Source organism: Pseudomonas monsensis, assembly GCF_014268495.2.
GTDB lineage: Bacteria > Pseudomonadota > Gammaproteobacteria > Pseudomonadales > Pseudomonadaceae > Aquipseudomonas > Aquipseudomonas monsensis.
Window position 1 is genome coordinate 1773089 of the sequence record NZ_CP077087.1, and the last position, 17723, is coordinate 1790811.

Here is a 17723-nt window from a genome sequence, read left to right on the forward strand (position 1 = left end):
TCATCCGCAAATGAAAGCGGCGCAATTAGCGCCGCTTTTTTATGCCCGTCGAAAAGTCGTCCCATTAGCCATCTCCCAGGGCATTCCCAGACGCTTCCTACAGTTTCATTTCCTTGCATTTGTTAGCGTCTGTTCGTGCCGATCGAGGTGAGCAAAACTCAGTTCAACAGCGGCGAATAAAAGGACGATGCCGCTATGAAGCTTCTTGTGATTCACCAAAACTTTCCGGGCCAGTTCCGTCATGTGGTGCTGGCGGCGATTGACAGGCGTTATGAGATTTTAGCGATAGGTCGGGATACGGCGCCGGGTATCGCAGGAGTGAAAATATATCGATACCGCGCTGCCAGCCGAGCACCAGGCGGTATTCACCCCTACCTGACCCGTTACGAACAAGCGGTGACTGATGGACAGAAGGTTTTTGAGATTCTGAGCTGGCTGAAACATTCGGGTTATCGGCCGGACGTGATTCTCGCTCATCCCGGATGGGGGGAAACGCTCTTCGTCAAGGATGTCTATCCTGACGCGCCGCTTATTCACTATTGCGAATATTACTATCGGGCGCGGGGCGCAGATTCCGGGTTCGACCCTGAATTCCCGCGAGCCACAAGAGAGTCATCAAGGCTGCGAGTGCTTAATTCGCTGCATCTTTTGAATCTTGAGCAATGTGACATTGCCATTGCGCCCACGCGGTGGCAGCGCAGTCTGTTTCCGGCCGCTTATCAGTCGGCCATTCGGGTTATTCACGAGGGCGTCATTCAAAGTTCCTGTTTGGCGAAAGTTGGGGACGTCAGGTTGCCCAATGGCGTCGAACTGAGAGCCGGGCAGCCGATCGTTACTTATGTCGCGAGGAATCTTGAGCCTTATCGCGGGTTTCACAGTTTTATGCGAGCGATCCCGCATATTCAGGCTGAGTGTCCCGATGCGCAGATAATCATAGTGGGCGGTGATGAAGTCAGTTACGGGTGTAAGCCGGTTGGATATGCAAATTGGCGCAGCAAAATGGAGGCTGAGATATGTTTCGATGACTCCAGGGTGCATTTCACAGGGAAGCTTCCTTATCGGACTTACCGGGCAGTCCTGGACTGTTCAAAGGTTCATGTTTATTTGACGTATCCGTTTGTTTTGTCGTGGTCGTTGCTGGAGGCGATGGCAGTTGGGTGTGCGGTAATAGCGTCGGACACGGCTCCGGTAAGGGAAGTGATCGTTGATGGTCACAATGGGTTGCTGGTGGACTTCTTCGATCATCACGCTATTGCCAAACGTATTGCCAGGGTTCTTGAATCCGCTGGTGAGTACGACCGCCTTCGCAGCGCTGCGAAGTTGACGGCGAGCAGATTTAATGTGGAGTACGGCACGAAACAATACTTTGAGGTGTTTGAGAACGCGACATCCGGGTATCTCAAGAAACAGCCTGCTCCTCAGTTTGGCAGGGAGGTTTGAAATGCTCCGGATGTCGTATAAGCAATTGATTAAATGGTTTAAGAAGTTGTTGAAATACGGCTTGTTTATTTATGCCTGTTATTGCGTGGTGGATTTTTATATCCGTGAAGAAGAAGTCGCCGCGGCGATGGCAATCTATTACGCGGATCAGGAGGCCTGCCAAAAGAAGCTGGCGAGCATGAAGCAGGTGCCCATACTGGGCGGCAGCTATGTGGATAAGACTCTGGTCCCGGAGTTTTATGTGGGCATGCCTGAATTGGCGAATAAAAAAGCCTGCCTTGCCAATACGCTCAAGGGGCATTTCTGGTGGACCGGGACGGGCTTGCGCCGGTACCAGGATCAGAGCTTGGGGTCGATCCCTGAAAGTTGGCGTCTTTATAAACTGAACGCCGGGCTTTATACAAGAAAAGAGACTACCGAGCCCCATGAGCGGGGTTATCGGCACGTCAACTGGCCGGATGAGTTGATTGTGAAGTTGAAAAATTATCCGGGACTGGAACTTTGGCTGAATGCACCTCCGCCGCATTTCAAGAATGAGGCTTCCGTTCGAAAGTTTGTCATTGCTGACTGGCCGCGGCGTGATGGCACCCCTCGCTTGATAAGCTGTAACGGCTTGATTCGCCCGGCTGCAGAGGAAGAATTGACTGACGAGAAACTGTCAAAGTTCAGCAGAGCTGAATTGGAAAATCTGGATTTTGGTAGGCTGAGCTTTTTTTGCACTGTGGAGTTGCACAGTTTTGACTTTGCCGGGGGGCACGGTCGGGTAAGTCTTGGACTGTCGTCATTACGCGAAGCACCTGAGATGCTCAAGTTTCTCAGTGAGTATCTTTCACGCTCTGTTATTACAAGGAAGTAACGATGAGTTATGTTTTTAGCGATCTGGAAAAGTCAGAGATTTTAAATGCAGCAAATGTTTGCAAGGGACTGATGTTCGATTCTGAAGATACCGAATATCTTGCGCTGAAATTAACAGGGGCTAGCTGCGCTCCCCTGTATCAAAAGCTATTCGATATTATTGGCCTCAGAGTTTCTGAGGTTACCGTTGTCGATAATGAAACGGGGAAAATTCTGAAAAGCGCCAGGCTCTGGCTTGCCGTGGCCATTGATGCCAACGGGGGAAACGGTGCCTACTCCGCCCTGATTCGCGGTTATACCTCGCGGCAAGGTGAACTGAGATTGAATAAAATCTTCAGTGAAGAACTGATGCAGCTGTCATCGAATCAGGTCGCCGCCAATTTCATCAATACCTTGATCGACGGATCCCTCGCTGGTCGGCTGGCACCCTGGACGGTTCCATCCATCAGCCAGATTGCAGAGATTGATGCCAGTGCGATCGGCAAGGCACTGTTTAGTGAGGATTGCGGAGAGACGGATACCGCCGTGAGCCATAACGCCGGCTGGTCAGGGACAGTCGGATTCAGCCTGTTGGGTGGAGCGCCGCCCTATGAAACCTGGAGATTGATCTCCGCGGGTGATTCGCAAGGGGAAGATGGCGGCCCGCCGACTCAAACAAAAGCCAACAGGCTCGATGACTATAAAAATATTCTGTTCGCCATCGATTCCTACAGTGTCGGCCTGCGAGCGGCGATCAGCAATTTCGGCGTCAATCCATTGCAAAGTCTGCTTTCCGTCGTGCCAGAGCAAATCAATATCGCGCTTGCCAGTGGCAGCCTCAATCCGCTGATTCAGCATGTAGTGAAAGGCACGCCGGTTTCCGTCGTGGTCGACCTGATATTGCGCTATGGCCAGAACGAATTCCTGGACATGTTCAAGCGCACCTACGACGGCGATTCAGCAGCGCCACCTACCACCGATGAAACCTTCGCCACTAACGCCTACGCATTCTTCTCGGCATTTTCACCAGAGCAGTCTCAAAGCATCGTCACCCGTTCGATAGGCGAATACGGAAACGCGAATTCATGGGCAAAACTGGCTGGCGAGTCGACACCCATCGGCCTGTCGTTGCGCAATTCCCTGAAGCAACTCAGTGAAATCGTCATCGAACGCGATGACGGTTACTCCGGACGCGGACTGGAACTCTACGATCCGCTGACCGGCGAAGGTTTCATCACCGCGCAATGGCTTGCCGATCGTGCGCAGATGTTGGCCCGGTTGATTGCCCGAACCCAGGGTTCGTTTGGAGAACACTCGCTGCAGAAGTTTTCCTACTCCGATCTCGCCTCAGCCAAACAGGTGCCGATGACCACCGGTGTGTTGAACCCGCTGGTGATGTTCGGTGATGACGGTGCGCGGTCTTTCGTGGGCGGTGCGAACACTGATCATCTGTATGGCGGCGCGGGCAATGACACGATCAACGGACTGGCAGGTCACGATGTCATCGAGGGTGGACGCGGCAACGACTTGCTTGGCGGAGGCGACGGCAATGATGCGCTGTACGGAATGGCCGGTGATGATGTTCTGGTCGGAGGAAAGGGTAACGACTCTTTGATCGGTGGCGAGGGCAGCGACCGCTATGAGTTTTCCAGCGGTGATGGCATCGATGAGATCTTCGACGCCAACGTAAATGGGCAGTTATGGATCAACGGCTCGCCGATTCCTTCACTCAAACGTCGCGCCCCTTTGAGCAATATCTGGTCGACCGAGGATCAGGCCATCACCCTGACCCTCATCGAAGAACTCACTGAACCCACCCTCAACATCAAATATGGCCTGAACGACCTCGTCGTTATCAAGAACTTCCGCCCCGGGATGCTTGGCATCCGACTTCCTGAACACCAAGACCATACGGTGTCTGCTCCCGACCTGGTTCTCCAGGGCGACTGGAAAGCGAAAGATATCGACCCCAATGTTCCCGGTGATCAGTTCTCATACGATGAGCTGGGCAACGCCTTGCTATTGCCCAACGTAAAACAGAGAAACAAGGCCGATGTGCTCTACGGCTCTGCAAAAGACGACATCATTCTCGGACTTGGTGGATCAGACCGATTGTTCGGCAAGGACGGAAACGATCAGTTGTTTGGGGATAAACAGACGACGCTCGAAAAAGCCATGGCCGCTGGTGACTCTAAAGGGAAAGCCGCTCGAGGCGATTGGCTTGATGGCGGGGCAGGTCACGATTTGCTCATCGGTACGGCGTCCCAGGACGTGCTTCTGGGCGGTAACGATCGGGATACGCTGATTGGAGGTGCGGGAGACGACGTTTTATCAGGGGATGAAACGACCGGCGCGCTGGAGCAGAAATGGGGATTCAAACGCGTCGACGTTCTTATAGACGGTGGTGTCACCAGTCACCGAACTGTCTTGTCAAAGGCCTCCTTTAACAGTTCGACGCAGGGCGATAACGATGTTCTCTACGGCCAGGGCGGCAGCGATGTTCTCAATGGCGGATGGGGCGAGGATCTGCTTGATGGCGGAACTGAAGATGATCTTCTTGGAGGGGATGGGGGGGATGACACGCTGGCCGGAGGAAGTGGTAACGACACGATAATGGGAGACAACCTTGATTGGGGCGGTGGCCTGCAAAGCAAACACCATGGCAACGATGTATTGGACGGTGGCAGTGGCGATGATTGGCTCGCTGGTAACGGTGGAAACGATGCGATTTATGGTGGTCCAGGCAATGACACTCTCAAGGGCGATGACGATGTACTGAACGGCGTTGCCGGTGACGCTGCCCACTTTTTTGGAAGCGACCTGCTGGACGGTGGTGCAGGAGACGACACACTCTGGGGCGGTGGGGCGGATGATCTGCTGTTCGGAGGTGAGGGTAACGACGCGCTGGCCGGGGATTATGCCGAGCACCCAATTCGGTACCACGGCAATGATTTACTTGATGGTGGAGCGGGCGATGACACACTTCAGGGAATGGGGGGCTCCGACACCCTGATCGGTGGAGCAGGAGCTGACGCGCTGGATGGTGATGTGTCCAACCTGCAGTCAGGTGGAATTAACAATGATTACCTTCAAGGCGATGAAGGAAACGATACCCTTCTAGGAGGCTTGGGCGCCGACACGCTTTATGGCGGCGCAGATGATGACATTTTATCCGGCGACTACGCGCAGACAGCCGAAGCCGAACATGGCGCAGATTATCTGGACGGTGGTTCAGGCAACGATACCTTGCTGGGCGGTGGTGGCAATGACACGTTATTGGGCGGGGAGGGTGTAGACCACCTTCGTGGGGATTCCGGCAATAACGTTTTTGATGGCGGGGCCGGTAACGACGTGATGGAGGGCCATGACGGCGCTGATGTTTACTATTTCGGGGTGGGTGATGGTCTTGACGTTATCACCGATTCAGGTGGCAGCAATGTCATCAAGTTCGGTGCCGGGTTCTCTGCGGAAAGTTTGAAAGCCGACATTATCGAAGTTGCCGTCGGCACAGTATTGCGGCTGGCCAATGGCGCGGGCGACGCGATACTCATCAAGAGTCACGAGCAGTGGAAGGATTCCACATTCTGTTTCAGCGATGGCGTTGTACTTGGTTATGAGGATGTCCTGCGCAAAACATTGCCGCCGATAAAGGTGCCCGAGTCACCTGTACCGGAAGTTGTAACCGCCACAGGAATCCAGCAAAGCAAAGTTGAAGACCCGGTTCAGCCAGACGATGTAACCATCGCGGCGCAACGCCCTGTGGCATCTGATCACCCCGTTGACTGGACTGAAAAATTCCTCGCGCAAATCAAATCCAAGCGCTACGCCCGCAAACACGCCACAGGTTTCACCTTGAGTGATCAAGGCGTCTGGGTTCGCAGTCATATCACGACTAGCGACACCGGTTTCATCACTCACACCGAGCTGAGCGATGACGGCGTTGAAGCGGGAACACTGTCTGAAACGCCGCCATGGATGAAGGTTGATGCAGGGCATGCCGTGGTCAGTGAAAGGCAGTCGAAAACCACAACTCGTGTCGAACATAAACAGGTGAAAGCCGATGGGACGATAGCCTCTTCAAGTCAGGCGCCTCGCTATTATCGATCCGGCTCGGCCAACGGCTTTTCATTCAATACGGGAGATGTATTGGTTGAAGACCGTAAGGAATCCGGCGCGCTTGAGGGCTGGTACATCTATCCGGCAGCAAGCTTCGGTTCGGGGGAAACGGTGCCCAAGGCGTTTCGCTGGGATGTCACAACTGAAACGATCAAACGCAAAATCGTCCCTGGCGACGATGCCGGCGGGCGAGTCAACGTCGAAGTGGAAAACGTTTTCCACGGCGGCGCGGGAGACGATCTGATTGTCGCTTATGCAGGCTCCCCACTTGACTACGGCACTGTCGGCGACAGAACGCCGGGCGCGTTTTTATCCGCAGGTGCAGGTGACGACACCTTGCTGGGCTCCGAGGGCGCCGACTATCTGGTCAGCGGGGCAGGGGATGATTGGCTTTACGGTGAAGACGGTGCCGACACCTACATCGTGCAAGCGCACGCCGGAGCAACTACCACGATTGCGGATGTGCCGAACCCTGTTTTCCACCGAGCAGAAGTTGGCGCAGCGGGGTGGAAAGACGAGTACGGATTGATCGATCAGGACACTGTCGTCCTTCCAGCAGATGCGCAGCGCGATGCACTGCAATTGAGCTGGGGTGCTGCGCTGATAGAAACCACGCATGTCGAGCTGGAACCCAACCCAGGTCGCGGGGCACACCGCAATCCGCCAAGAGCGAAAATGCTCCATCCGACACTCGATATCAATTGGGGTGGGATACAGAAAGTTCGCATCGTCTTGCCCCTCAATGGTGAACTTGAGGGGGCCGGGATTGAGCTCTTGAATTTCTCCGATGGGTCGGTCGTGAGTTTGAAACAACTCTTGGAGTCAAGTCAGCTGGGCCCCGCGCCCGAGACTTTTCATACGGGGGTAACCGTTAACAATTCAATGCGTTTTACGTCTCTGCGAGACGGACGGGCGTTGCCGTTAGTCGGTGGTCGAGGCAACGACACGATAAGCGGCGCGGGGGAAATCCGAGGCATGGAAGGGGATGACGTGCTCACGGGCAGCCCCGGTGATGATCTGCTGTTGGGTGGGCCGGGCAATGACACGCTAACCGGCGGCGCCGGAAATGATATCTACCGATACGATGGCCTCGGCAGGGACGTGATCATCAATCGGGGAGACGGCCTTGACGGAATCGACTTTTCCGAGCGCAGGCTGACGATCGACAACTTGAAGTTTCACCGTGAGCGCGATGATCTGGTGATCGTGGTGGATTACGGCATGGCACCGAAAATCCGGGTTTCCAATCATTTTGCCGCAGTCGAAAGCGCTATCGGCTTCATAAGAGTCAGCGAAGGAACAGCGACTCAAGACTACAGTGAGATGCAGATTGCTGAACGTCTGCATCCTCTTCCGCCATTGAGGGATGTCGAAGACATTTTGATAAAGGGCGACGAAGAAGCGCAGCAGGCGATGACGGAGATCATTCAGTTTTACGAGCTGAATGTCTGAGTTCTATGGCGACCGATTGAGCCAGCTCGCGATGGGAATCCTGTCGTCATCGCGAGCATCGCGTCAGTTCAATACTGCGTCAGATCCGCCAACGGATGGCGCCCCTCCCAGACCTTGTGAAAGTGCGCCTCGACCACCGCATCCGGCACGCTGCTGACGTCCGGCCAATGCCAGTGCGGCTTCTGATCCTTGTCGATCAACCGCGCCCTGACGCCTTCGCTGAATTCCGGATGCCGGCAGCAATTGAGGCTCAGGGTGTATTCCATCTGAAAGACTTCCGCCAGCGACAGGTGCCGGGCGCGGCGGATCTGCTCCCAGACCAGATGCGCGGTCAGCGGTGAACCTTCGCTCAGGGTTTTCGCCGCTCGGGCGATCAGCGGATCGTGGCTGTCGCGTTGCAGGCTGATGGCTTTCCAGGCGCAGGTTACGTCGCTCACGTCCAGTAACTCATCAATCTGCTGCCGACGCGGCAACCACTGTGCTTCAGGCATTTGCGCCACGGCTTCCTGCTGCAAGGCCTTGAGCAGACTGTTGAGCTGCATGTCGGTCTGTTCCTGCCAATTCAGTTGCAGCAAGCCTTCGATCAGCTCCGGTTGCTGTTCGTCGAGCAGGAACCGGTCGGCCAGATCCAGGTCAATCGCATCGCGGCCGTTCATGTGCGCGCCGGTCAGGCCGAGGAACAAACCGAGCTTGCCCGGCAGGCGCGCGAGAAACCAACTGGCGCCGACATCCGGATACAGACCGATGGTGATTTCCGGCATCGCCAAACGGCTGCTCGGCGTGACGATCCGCGTGCTCGCGCCTTGCAGCAGGCCCATGCCGCCGCCCAGCACGTAACCGTGGCCCCAGCCGATCAACGGTTTCGGGTAGGTGTGCAGGCTGTAATCCAGGCGGTATTCCGCCGCGAAAAACTGTGCGGCCAGCGGCGGTACTTCGCCAGGGTGGGCGCGACAGGCTTCGACCAGACTGCGCACCTCGCCGCCGGCGCAGAACGCCTTTGCGCCATTGCCGCGCAGCAGTACGCAGACGATTTGCGGATCCTTGGCCCAGGCGTTCAATTTGTCGCTCAGGGCGTTGATCATCGGCAGCGACAGCGCGTTCAGGGATTTTTCAGCATCCAGGCTGGCGATACCGAGGCGGGCACCGTCGGTGCCGGTGAGTTCTTCGAAGTGCAGATTCATCGTGACCTCGATCGGGAATTTGAACGATCAGTATGATCGTTGCGTGGGAAAGTGCCGGATCTGCGTCAGATCAATTGACAAGCGTGGTCGGCTTTCCTAGGGTTCGCCCCATTGTTTTTGCCGGGTATGACCATGACTGCTGACGACCGTATCAAACTCGAACCGAGCTGGAAGGAGGCACTGCGTGCTGAATTCGACCAGCCTTACATGGCAGAGTTGCGCAACTTTCTGCAGCAGGAGCGGGCGGCCGGCAAGGAGATCTATCCGCCGGGACCGCTGATTTTCAATGCGCTGAATTCGACGCCGCTGGATAAAGTCAAAGTGGTGATCCTCGGCCAGGACCCGTATCACGGCCCGGGTCAGGCCCACGGCTTGTGCTTCTCGGTGCAACCGGGCGTGCCGGCGCCACCGTCGCTGGTCAACATCTATAAAGAGTTGAAACGCGACCTGAACATCGACATCCCCAACCACGGTTACCTGCAGAGCTGGGCCGATCAGGGCGTGTTGATGCTCAATACCACCATGACCGTCGAGCGTGCCAACGCCAATGCGCACAAGGACAGGGGCTGGCAGTTTTTCACCGACCGGATCATTGAACTGGTCAGCGAGCGCCAGCCGCATCTGGTGTTCATGCTCTGGGGCGCCCATGCGCAGAGCAAGCAGAAGCTGATTGATGCAACCAAACATCTGGTACTGACGTCGGTGCATCCGTCGCCGTTGTCGGCGTATCGTGGCTTCCTGGGCTGCGGGCACTTCAGCCGGACCAACAAGTTTCTTGAGCAGAATGGCGAGACGCCGATCGAGTGGCGGCTTCCTCCGATCTGATGGCGGTCTGAAGGGCCCCATCGCTGGCAAGCCAGCTCCCACAGGTTTTTGGGGGGTGCCCATAGTCTGTGGCAGCCACAAGAACCTGTGGGAGTTGGCTTGCCAGCGATGAAGTCGACTCGGTGCTACTCGGGATTACGGTTCCAGTACTTGAACAACGGCTCCGCCAGAAACAGCACAAACAACAGCCGCATCACCTGCATCGCCGTCACCAGCGGCACCGACAGTTGCAGGGTTTCCGCCGTCAGGCTCATTTCGGCAATGCCGCCGGGCATCATGCCCAGGGTCAGCGAGCGCAGATCCAGGTGGGTCAGCGCACTCAAGCCCAATGCGGCCAACGTGGCGATCAACATGGTCAGTGCCGTGCCGATCAAGGTACGGCCCATGAACGACGGTGCACGGCGGAAGAACTGCCGGTTGAAGTGGCAACCCAGACCGCTGCCGATCAGCCACTGGCCAATCTGACTGCCGCCATTGGGCAAACCGATGTGCAGGTCCCAGCCAATACTCACCGCCGCACTCACCAGCAACGGCCCGAACAGCCACGGGTTGGGTTGACGCAGACGTTGCCAGAGCCACGCGAGCAGGGCGCCTGCCGGGAACAGAATCGCCAGCCAGCGCCAGTCGACGCTGCCGGCGTGAGCGATCGGCGTGCCATCGCCGAGCAGGTACTTGAACGCGGCCGGCACACACAGCACCACCACCAGTACCCGCAGACTCTGCCCCGCCGCGACATGGCTGAGCATCGCGCCATTGCGCGCGCCGAGGTTGACCATCTCCCCGGAACCGCCGGGCATGCTGGAGAAGAATGCCGTGGCGCGATCTTCGCCGGTGCGGCGCATCAGCCAGACGCCGACCACCGCCGACAGACTCGTGACCAGCGCGCCGAAGAAGATCAAACCGAAATGACTGAGTACCTGCTCCATCACCACCGGGGTGAAGTGCAGGCCGATACCGATGCCGACGATCCACTGGCCGCACTTGCGGCCGCCAGGGATTTCCGTGAGCTGCCAGGGCGTCAGGCAGCGCACCAGGATGATCGCCAGCAACGAGCCGACCATCCACGGTAGCGGCCAGCCGATCTGACTGGCGAGATAACCGCCGAGCAGACCGACCAGCGGGGTGCCCCACCAGGATTTGAGCGCGGAGCGATCAAACATCGGCAATGGCGCGTTGCGCAGCCGCACGCTTGCGCCAGATACGGATGATCGGCATCAACAGCATGATCCCCGTCAACACCCAGCAACCGACGGTGATCGGGCTCGACCAGAGGATTTCCAGCGCACCGTTGGAGATCGACAGGGCGCGACGCAGGTTCTGCTCCATCAGTTCGCCAAGGATGAACCCCAGCAGCAGCGGCGACAGCGGGAAGTCCAGCTTGCGCAGGATGTAGCCGAAGATGCCGATACCGATCATCAGGAACAGGTCGAACGTGGTGGCGTGCACCGCGTAGACGCCGATCCCGGTGATGATCGCGATGACCGGCACCAGTGCCCAGTTCGGCACGGCGAGAATGCGGGTGAAGATGCGGATCATCGGGATGTTGAGGATCACCAGCATGATGTTGGCAATGAACAGCGACGCGATCAGGCCCCAGACGATGTCCGGTTGTTGCTGGAACAGCAGCGGGCCCGGGGTGATGTTGTACAGCGACAGGGCGCCGATCATCACCGCCGTGGTACCTGAGCCGGGAACGCCGAGGGTCAGCATCGGCACCAGCGCACCGCAGGCTGCGCCGCCGATCGCGGTTTCCGGCGCGGCGAGGCCACGGGCATCCCCTTCACCGAACTTGCCGCTGGCGCCGGCCAGACGTTTCTCGGTCATATAGGCCACGGCACTGGCGAGGGTCGCGCCGGCACCCGGCAACACGCCCATGATGAAACCCAGCACGCCGCAACGGACGTTGACTGCGAACACCGACGCCGCTTCCTTGAAGTTGAACATCATCCGGCCGGTGGCTTTCACCGCTTCCTGGCCGTGGTGGGTTTTTTCCAGCAGCAGGAGAATTTCGCTGATCGAGAACAGGCCCAGCACCAGCACCACGAACTGAATGCCGTCGGTCAGGTGAATGTTGTCGCCGGTAAAGCGGTACACGCCGCTGTTGGCATCAATGCCGACCGTTGACAGGAACAGACCGATCAACGCCGCAATGAATGTTTTCAGCGGACGGTCACCGGCCATGCCGCCGAGACAGACGATCGCGAACACCATCAGCACAAAATATTCCGCCGGGCCAAAAGCAATCGCCCATTTCGCCAGCAACGGTGCGAAGAGGACCATGCCGCAGGTGGCGATGAACGCGCCAATGAACGAACTCCACGCCGACAGTGACAGCGCCACACCGGCCAGGCCTTTGCGGGCCATCGGGTAGCCGTCGAGGGTGGTCATCACGGTGGAGGCTTCGCCCGGAATGTTCAGCAGGATCGAACTGATCCGGCCGCCGTATTCGCAGCCCAGGTACACCGCCGCCAGCAGGATCAGTGCCGATTCCGGTGGCAGGCCGAGGGCAAATGCGATCGGGATCAGCAACGCCACGCCGTTGATCGGGCCCAGGCCCGGCAACAGGCCGACGACGGTGCCGATCAGCGTGCCGCACAGCGCGGTCACCAGGTTGTATGGGCTCAGCGCGACGCCGAAACCCTGACCCAAATAGCCAAGAGTATCCATATCAGTTCTCCAGAACGCTGAGCAGGCCAAGGGGCAGCGGAACGTCCATCAAACGGTCGAACAGCAAGTAAAGACCGATGGCCATCAGGCTGATGATCACCACGCTCGGTACCCAGCGGCCGCCGTACAGGCGAGCCATCGGAACACCGGTGATGATGCTGGCGATGATGAAACCCAGCGGTTCGAACGTGCCGGCGAACACCAGCAGCAGGACGACGCAGATCGCGATCTTGGTCAGGGTTTCGCGATCCAGAGGCGGCTCGTCTTCGCTGTGTTTGATCGGTGCCGGGCGGAACACCATGTACAGCAGCGCCAATCCCATCAGGCCGAGCATCAGCAGAGGGAAGGCGCGCGGGCCCACCGGTTCGTAGGAAAAGGCCGCCTGGTACGGCCACGCCATCAGGGCCAGGCCGGCACAGACCAGCAACAGCACCGAGGCGAAAATGCGTTGAATAAGCATGGGAGCTCCTGTGCCGCGTCCCCGCAACCGGGAACGCAGCCGCTAGACAGAGGCGATCACTGGATCAGGCCGAACTCTTTGGCCAGCACTTTGTAGTCCGCGACCTGCTTCTTCACGTAGGTGTCCAGTTCCGGGCCGGTCATGGCGAACGGGAACAGTTCACGCTGATCGCGCAGCTTGGCGAAATCCTCGGAGGCCAGCAGTTTGTCGAACGCGTCTTTCCACCAGGCGTAGTCTTCGTCGCTGACTTTCGGCCCGAGGTAGAAACCGCGCACCACTGGCCAGACGATGTCGTAGCCTTGCTCGCGAGCGGTCGGAATGTCTTTCATTTCCGGCTCGTCGAGGCGCTTGTCGGCAAACACCGCGAGCAGGCGCATGTCGCCACTCTGGATGTGCGGCATGGAGTCGGAGATGTCGGTACTGCCGACTTGAATGTGGCCGCCGAGCAGGGCGGTGGCGATTTCGCCGCCGCCTTCGAGGGCCACGTAACGCAGGTCGCGCGGGTTGATCCCGGCAGCCTTGGCGATCAGTGCGGTTTGCATCCAGTCCTGGCTGCCGACGGTGCCGCCGGAACCGATCACCACCGAGCTTGGATCTTTCTTCAGGGCCTGAACGAGATCGTCGAGGGTCTTGTAGGGCGAATCGCTTTTGACCGCGATGGCGCCGTAGCTGGTGCCGACTGCTGCCAGCCAGCGCACGTTGGTTTCATCGAAACGACCGAACTTGCCCTGCGCCAGGTTGAGCAACGAGCCGCTGGACCACGCCACCAGTGTGCCGGCGTCGGCCGGACGCTGGGCGACCACAGCGTTGTACGCCACCGCGCCGACACCGCCGGGCATGTAGGTCACGCGCATCGGTTTGGTCAGCAGTTTTTCGTTGACCAGCGCGCTTTGCGCCAGTTTGCAGGTCAGGTCGAAACCACCGCCGGGGGAGGCCGGGGCGATGCATTCCGGACGTTTCGGTTCGGCCATGAGTTGGCCGGCGAACAGCATGACGCCAGCGGCTAGAGCAACTTTACGCAGTGATAAGTTCATCTATGTCTCCTTGGGAGTTGTTGTTATGGACGTACTGAATTACCAAAGGGCAACGCTATAGCTCACCAGCAAACGCACTTCGTCTGCATCGCGAGCGGAGTAGTTGGAGCGGTAGGTGGCATTCCTCAAACGCACGGCGACATCCTTCAAGGCGCCGCTTTGTACAACGTATTTGATCTCGGTATTGCGCTCCCACTCTTTGCCTTCTTCGCCGTTCTTGAGCTTGATGTTGTCACCGCTCAGGTAACGACTCATGAAACTCAGGCCAGGAATGCCGAGTTTGGCGAAGTCAAAGTCGTAGCGCGCTTGCCAGGAGCGTTCTTCAGCGCCGGCGAAGTCGTTGATCTGCACGAAGTTGACCAGGTACGGGTCGCTGCCATCGACATACGGGAAAGCGCTGTCGCCGGACATGTGCTGGTAGCCGGCGCTGAATTTGTGGCCACTCAGGGCGTAGCTGACCAGACCGTTGAGCGAGCGGTTGTCGATCTTGCCGCCACGGGCCGCGCCCTGATCATCGCTGACCGCAAAGCGCAGGTCGGTGGCAAACGTACCGGGGCCCATCGGACGCGAGGCGACCAGGCCGAAGAAGTGCTGGTTGTAGACTTCGTCGAGTTGGGCGAAGTGGTAACTGCCGGTGATCTTGTCGGTGAACTTGTAATCGACGCCGCCAAAATCGAAATGCTTGCCGACCGCAGTGCCGGCGAAGCGGCTGTTCTTGTTGTTGAGGGCAATGTCCTCGAAGTCGGTGCTGTCACGGTCCTTGGCTTTTTCCAGGCGGCCACCGGTGAACGTCAGGTTCTTGATTTCTTTAGAGGTCAGCAGGCCGCCTTCAAAGGTCTGCGGCAGGATGCGCCCGTCGTTCGGCTTGAGGATCGGCAGCTCAGGAATCAGGCTGCCGACTTTCAGTTCAGTGGCAGAGATTTTCATTTTCCCGGTCAGGCCGACCTTGGAGTATTCGTTGGCGGCGCGCCCGTCATCGTGGGTCGGCAGCAGGCCGGTGCCGGTGCGGTCAGGGCTCGAATCGAGTTTGACGCCCAGCATGCCCAACGCATCGACACCGAACCCCACAGTGCCGTCGGTGTAACCCGACTGCAGGTTGAGCATGAACCCTTGTGCCCATTCATCCCGCTTGCTTTGCTGGGCACTGGTGCCGTCGCGAAAGTCGCGGTTGAAGTACATGTTGCGGGTTTCGAAAGTGGCGGAACTGTCTTCGATAAAGTCGGCGTAGCTCAGCGGCGAAAAACCGGCGAGGGCGGCGGCACTGGCGAGGGTGGCGTGGCTGAAGCGGGAAGGGCGAACAGGCGTGGACGCCTGAGGCTGCACGGACTGCATGCGGGTGTACTCCGTTTATTGTTCTTATTGGTCGAAAACGCTTCGAGGCGTTTTTCTTTGCGCTGTGTGGCATCAGCGACGGCAGTCGGGACTGTCCGTAGCACGACTCTAACGGGCTAACCTTTCACTAACCTTTCAGCTGGCTTTCACGGTTTTCGGGCTTCACAGCTGCGGTGGCGGCTGTAAACTCCGCGGCAAAGCGTGGCGTCGGCCATCCCTGAACGAGGTAAAAAACCATGCGTGTTCTGCTCGTCGAAGACCATCTGCAACTGGCCGAAAGTGTCGCTCAGGCGCTCAAGAGCACCGGTCTGACCGTGGATGTGTTGCACGATGGCGTGGCCGCCGATCTGGCGCTGGGCAGCGAGGAATACGCGGTCGCGATCCTTGATGTCGGCCTGCCACGCATGGATGGTTTTGAAGTGCTGGCGCGTTTGCGGGCACGCGGGAAAAATCTGCCGGTGCTGATGCTGACGGCGCGCAGCGATGTGAAGGATCGCGTGCACGGGTTGAATCTAGGCGCTGACGATTACCTGGCCAAACCGTTCGAACTGACGGAACTGGAAGCGCGGGTCAAAGCCCTGTTGCGGCGCAGTGTGCTCGGCGGCGAGCGGCAACAGCGCTGCGGTGTGCTGGCCTATGACCTCGACACCCGGCGGTTCACCCTCGGCGAGGAGTTGCTCACGCTGACCTCCCGCGAGCAGGCCGTGCTGGAGGCCCTGATCGCCCGGCCGGGCAGGGTGATGAGCAAGGAACAATTGGCCGCGCAGGTGTTTGGCCTTGATGAAGAGGCCAGCCCCGATGCCATCGAAATCTACGTGCACCGGTTGCGCAAGAAACTCGACGGCCAACCGGTGGCTATCGTGACCTTCCGTGGCCTTGGCTACTTGCTGGAAAGCCGCGATGCATAAGCCCAGCAGCCTGCGCTGGCGGTTACTGTGGAACCTTGCGTTGCTGCTGGTGGTGCTGATGCTCGCCAGCGGCTTGAGTGCTTACTGGAATGGTCGCGAAGCCGCCGACACAGCGTATGACCGCACATTGCTGGCTTCGGCGCGCACTATCGCGGCGGGCTTGTCGCAACGCGACGGCACCCTGAGTGCCGATGTGCCTTACGTGGCGCTCGACACGTTTGCTTACGACAGCGCCGGGCGGATTTACTACCAGGTCAATGACATCCATCAGAAGCTGATTTCCGGTTATGAAAACCTGCCAGGCCCGCCGCCCGGCACCCCCAGAACCGATGATTATCCGGCTCTGGCGCGCTTCTACAACGCGACCTACCGCGGACAGAACGTGCGTGTGGTCAGCCTGTTGAAAGCGGTCACCGAGCCGAACATGAACGGCATGGCGGAAATCCGCGTGGCCGAAACCGACGAAGCCCGGGTCAGCATGGCCCGCAGTCTGGCGGCCGACACTTTGTTGCGCCTGGGCATGCTGGCGATCGGTGCGTTGCTGTTGGTGTGGTTTGCGGTCAGTGCCGCGTTGCGTCCACTGGAGCGTTTGCGCACCGCGGTGGAGGAGCGCCAACCCGACGATTTGCGTCCGCTGCCATTGGTGGAAGTGCAGCATGAACTGTGGCCGCTGGTGCGCGGCCTCAATCATTTCACCGAGCGCCTGCGGGGCCAGTTCGAACGGCAGGCGCAGTTTATCGCCGATGCCGCCCACGAATTGCGCACGCCGCTGGCGGCGTTGAAGGCGCGGCTGGAACTGGGCCTGCGCTCGAGTGATCCGCAAACCTGGCACAGCACGCTGGAGTCGTCAGCGCAAAGCACTGACCGTCTGACCCATCTGGCCAATCAATTGCTGTCGCTGGCGCGGGTCGAAAACGGCGCGCGGGCGATTGCCGAGGGCGGTGCGCAGTTGCTCGATCTGAGCCAGTTGGCCCGCGAGTTGGGCATGGCCATGGCACCGCTGGCGCACAAACGCGGGGTGGCGCTGGCGCTGGAAGCGGATGAACCGGTGTGGCTGCGCGGTGAGCCGACGCTGCTTAATGAATTGCTGAGCAATCTGGTGGACAACGCACTGGCCCACACGCCGCCGGGCGGTAATGTGATTTTGCGGGTGACGGCGCCAGCGGTGCTTGAGGTCGAGGATGACGGACCGGGGATCCCGCTGCAGGAGCGCGATCGAGTGTTCGAGCGCTTCTACCGGCGCAATCAGCAGGTGGCCGGTTCAGGGCTGGGGCTGGCGATTGTCGGGGAAATCTGTCGCGCGCACCTGGCGCAGATCACGTTGCATGATGGCGAACAGGCGGGGCTTAAAGTGCGGGTCAGTTTTATTGCCGGCTGAGTTGCCGTGGTTTGTCATGACTTCTTCGCGAGCCAGCCGGCTCCCACAGACGAATGCTGTCTCCTGTGGGAGCGGTTTGCTTGCGAACGGGGCGTC

Annotated in this window: 12 protein-coding genes; 6 read left to right on the forward strand and 6 right to left on the reverse strand. The window is 58.6% G+C overall.

Annotated elements, in window-relative coordinates:
- Window positions 1-195 precede the first annotated feature (195 nt).
- From HV782_RS07715 to HV782_RS28720, 3 genes are read left to right on the forward strand one after another with little or no spacing between them, the layout of a single operon-like run.
- Entirely contained in the window at window positions 196-1440 is a 1245-nt protein-coding gene (locus tag HV782_RS07715) for a glycosyltransferase family 4 protein (RefSeq protein ID WP_186744575.1), read from the forward strand.
- A gap of 1 nt (window position 1441) precedes the next feature.
- Window positions 1442-2296 (forward strand): hypothetical protein, encoded by an 855-nt coding sequence (locus HV782_RS07720; RefSeq protein WP_186744577.1) that lies wholly within the window; start codon window positions 1442-1444, stop codon window positions 2294-2296.
- Window positions 2297-2298: 2 nt separating this feature from the next.
- Window positions 2299-7842, forward strand: a complete 5544-nt coding sequence (locus tag HV782_RS28720; protein ID WP_186744579.1) for a calcium-binding protein — start codon at window positions 2299-2301, stop codon at window positions 7840-7842.
- 68 nt (window positions 7843-7910) lie between these two features.
- On the opposite strand, the gene dspII is transcribed toward HV782_RS28720, so the two are convergent.
- A complete protein-coding gene (gene dspII, locus HV782_RS07730; protein ID WP_123465445.1) occupies window positions 7911-9023 on the reverse strand; it encodes an enoyl-CoA hydratase/isomerase DspII in 1113 nt (370 codons plus the stop codon).
- 132 nt (window positions 9024-9155) lie between these two features.
- On the opposite strand from dspII, the gene ung reads away from it, so the two are divergent.
- On the forward strand, window positions 9156-9848 hold the full coding sequence (gene ung / locus HV782_RS07735; RefSeq protein ID WP_128614833.1) for a uracil-DNA glycosylase: 693 nt from the start codon (window positions 9156-9158) through the stop codon (window positions 9846-9848).
- Window positions 9849-9973: 125 nt separating this feature from the next.
- Here ung and HV782_RS07740 read toward each other — a convergent pair whose 3' ends face one another.
- Genes HV782_RS07740 through HV782_RS07760 form a run of 5 tightly spaced genes read right to left on the reverse strand, consistent with a single transcriptional unit; the run spans window position 9974 to window position 15341 of the window.
- Window positions 9974-11008 carry an AbrB family transcriptional regulator gene (locus HV782_RS07740; protein ID WP_186744582.1) on the reverse strand — a complete coding sequence of 345 codons (1035 nt, stop codon included), beginning with the start codon at window positions 11006-11008 and terminating at the stop codon, window positions 9974-9976.
- Window positions 11001-12515 carry a tripartite tricarboxylate transporter permease gene (locus HV782_RS07745; RefSeq protein WP_186744584.1) on the reverse strand — a complete coding sequence of 505 codons (1515 nt, stop codon included), beginning with the start codon at window positions 12513-12515 and terminating at the stop codon, window positions 11001-11003. The genes HV782_RS07740 and HV782_RS07745 overlap by 8 nt, the downstream gene beginning before the upstream one ends.
- A gap of 1 nt (window position 12516) precedes the next feature.
- Complete coding sequence (locus tag HV782_RS07750) at window positions 12517-12975, reverse strand: tripartite tricarboxylate transporter TctB family protein (RefSeq protein ID WP_128615219.1); 459 nt, start codon at window positions 12973-12975, stop codon at window positions 12517-12519.
- A 56-nt stretch (window positions 12976-13031) separates the two neighbouring features.
- Entirely contained in the window at window positions 13032-14009 is a 978-nt protein-coding gene (locus tag HV782_RS07755; protein ID WP_128615220.1) for a Bug family tripartite tricarboxylate transporter substrate binding protein, read from the reverse strand.
- A gap of 39 nt (window positions 14010-14048) precedes the next feature.
- Complete coding sequence (locus HV782_RS07760; protein WP_123465453.1) at window positions 14049-15341, reverse strand: OprD family porin; 1293 nt, start codon at window positions 15339-15341, stop codon at window positions 14049-14051.
- Window positions 15342-15577: 236 nt separating this feature from the next.
- Between HV782_RS07760 and HV782_RS07765 the strand changes: the two genes are divergently transcribed.
- Together HV782_RS07765 and HV782_RS07770 are read left to right on the forward strand one after the other, a co-directional pair.
- Window positions 15578-16249: a response regulator gene (locus HV782_RS07765; protein WP_034153139.1), complete on the forward strand. Its 672-nt coding sequence runs from the start codon at window positions 15578-15580 to the stop codon at window positions 16247-16249.
- The gene (locus HV782_RS07770) at window positions 16242-17627 is read left to right on the forward strand and encodes a sensor histidine kinase (RefSeq protein ID WP_186744586.1); all 1386 of its coding nucleotides are present in this window, start codon (window positions 16242-16244) and stop codon (window positions 17625-17627) included. The genes HV782_RS07765 and HV782_RS07770 overlap by 8 nt, the downstream gene beginning before the upstream one ends.
- The last annotated feature ends 96 nt before the right edge of the window (window positions 17628-17723 follow it).

Bases quoted from the DNA above. Each gene is read 5' to 3' on its own strand.
- HV782_RS07720 (WP_186744577.1), top strand. From the start codon at position 1,442: ATGCTCCGGATGTCGTATAAGCAATTGATTAAATGGTTTAAGAAGTTG.
- HV782_RS07745 (WP_186744584.1), bottom strand. From the start codon at position 12,515: ATGGATACTCTTGGCTATTTGGGTCAGGGTTTCGGCGTCGCGCTGAGC.
- dspII (WP_123465445.1), bottom strand. From the start codon at position 9,023: ATGAATCTGCACTTCGAAGAACTCACCGGCACCGACGGTGCCCGCCTC.
- HV782_RS07750 (WP_128615219.1), bottom strand. From the start codon at position 12,975: ATGCTTATTCAACGCATTTTCGCCTCGGTGCTGTTGCTGGTCTGTGCC.
- HV782_RS07755 (WP_128615220.1), bottom strand. From the start codon at position 14,009: ATGAACTTATCACTGCGTAAAGTTGCTCTAGCCGCTGGCGTCATGCTG.
- HV782_RS28720 (WP_186744579.1), top strand. From the start codon at position 2,299: ATGAGTTATGTTTTTAGCGATCTGGAAAAGTCAGAGATTTTAAATGCA.
- HV782_RS07715 (WP_186744575.1), top strand. From the start codon at position 196: ATGAAGCTTCTTGTGATTCACCAAAACTTTCCGGGCCAGTTCCGTCAT.
- HV782_RS07760 (WP_123465453.1), bottom strand. From the start codon at position 15,341: ATGCAGTCCGTGCAGCCTCAGGCGTCCACGCCTGTTCGCCCTTCCCGC.
- HV782_RS07765 (WP_034153139.1), top strand. From the start codon at position 15,578: ATGCGTGTTCTGCTCGTCGAAGACCATCTGCAACTGGCCGAAAGTGTC.
- HV782_RS07770 (WP_186744586.1), top strand. From the start codon at position 16,242: ATGCATAAGCCCAGCAGCCTGCGCTGGCGGTTACTGTGGAACCTTGCG.
- HV782_RS07740 (WP_186744582.1), bottom strand. From the start codon at position 11,008: ATGTTTGATCGCTCCGCGCTCAAATCCTGGTGGGGCACCCCGCTGGTC.
- ung (WP_128614833.1), top strand. From the start codon at position 9,156: ATGACTGCTGACGACCGTATCAAACTCGAACCGAGCTGGAAGGAGGCA.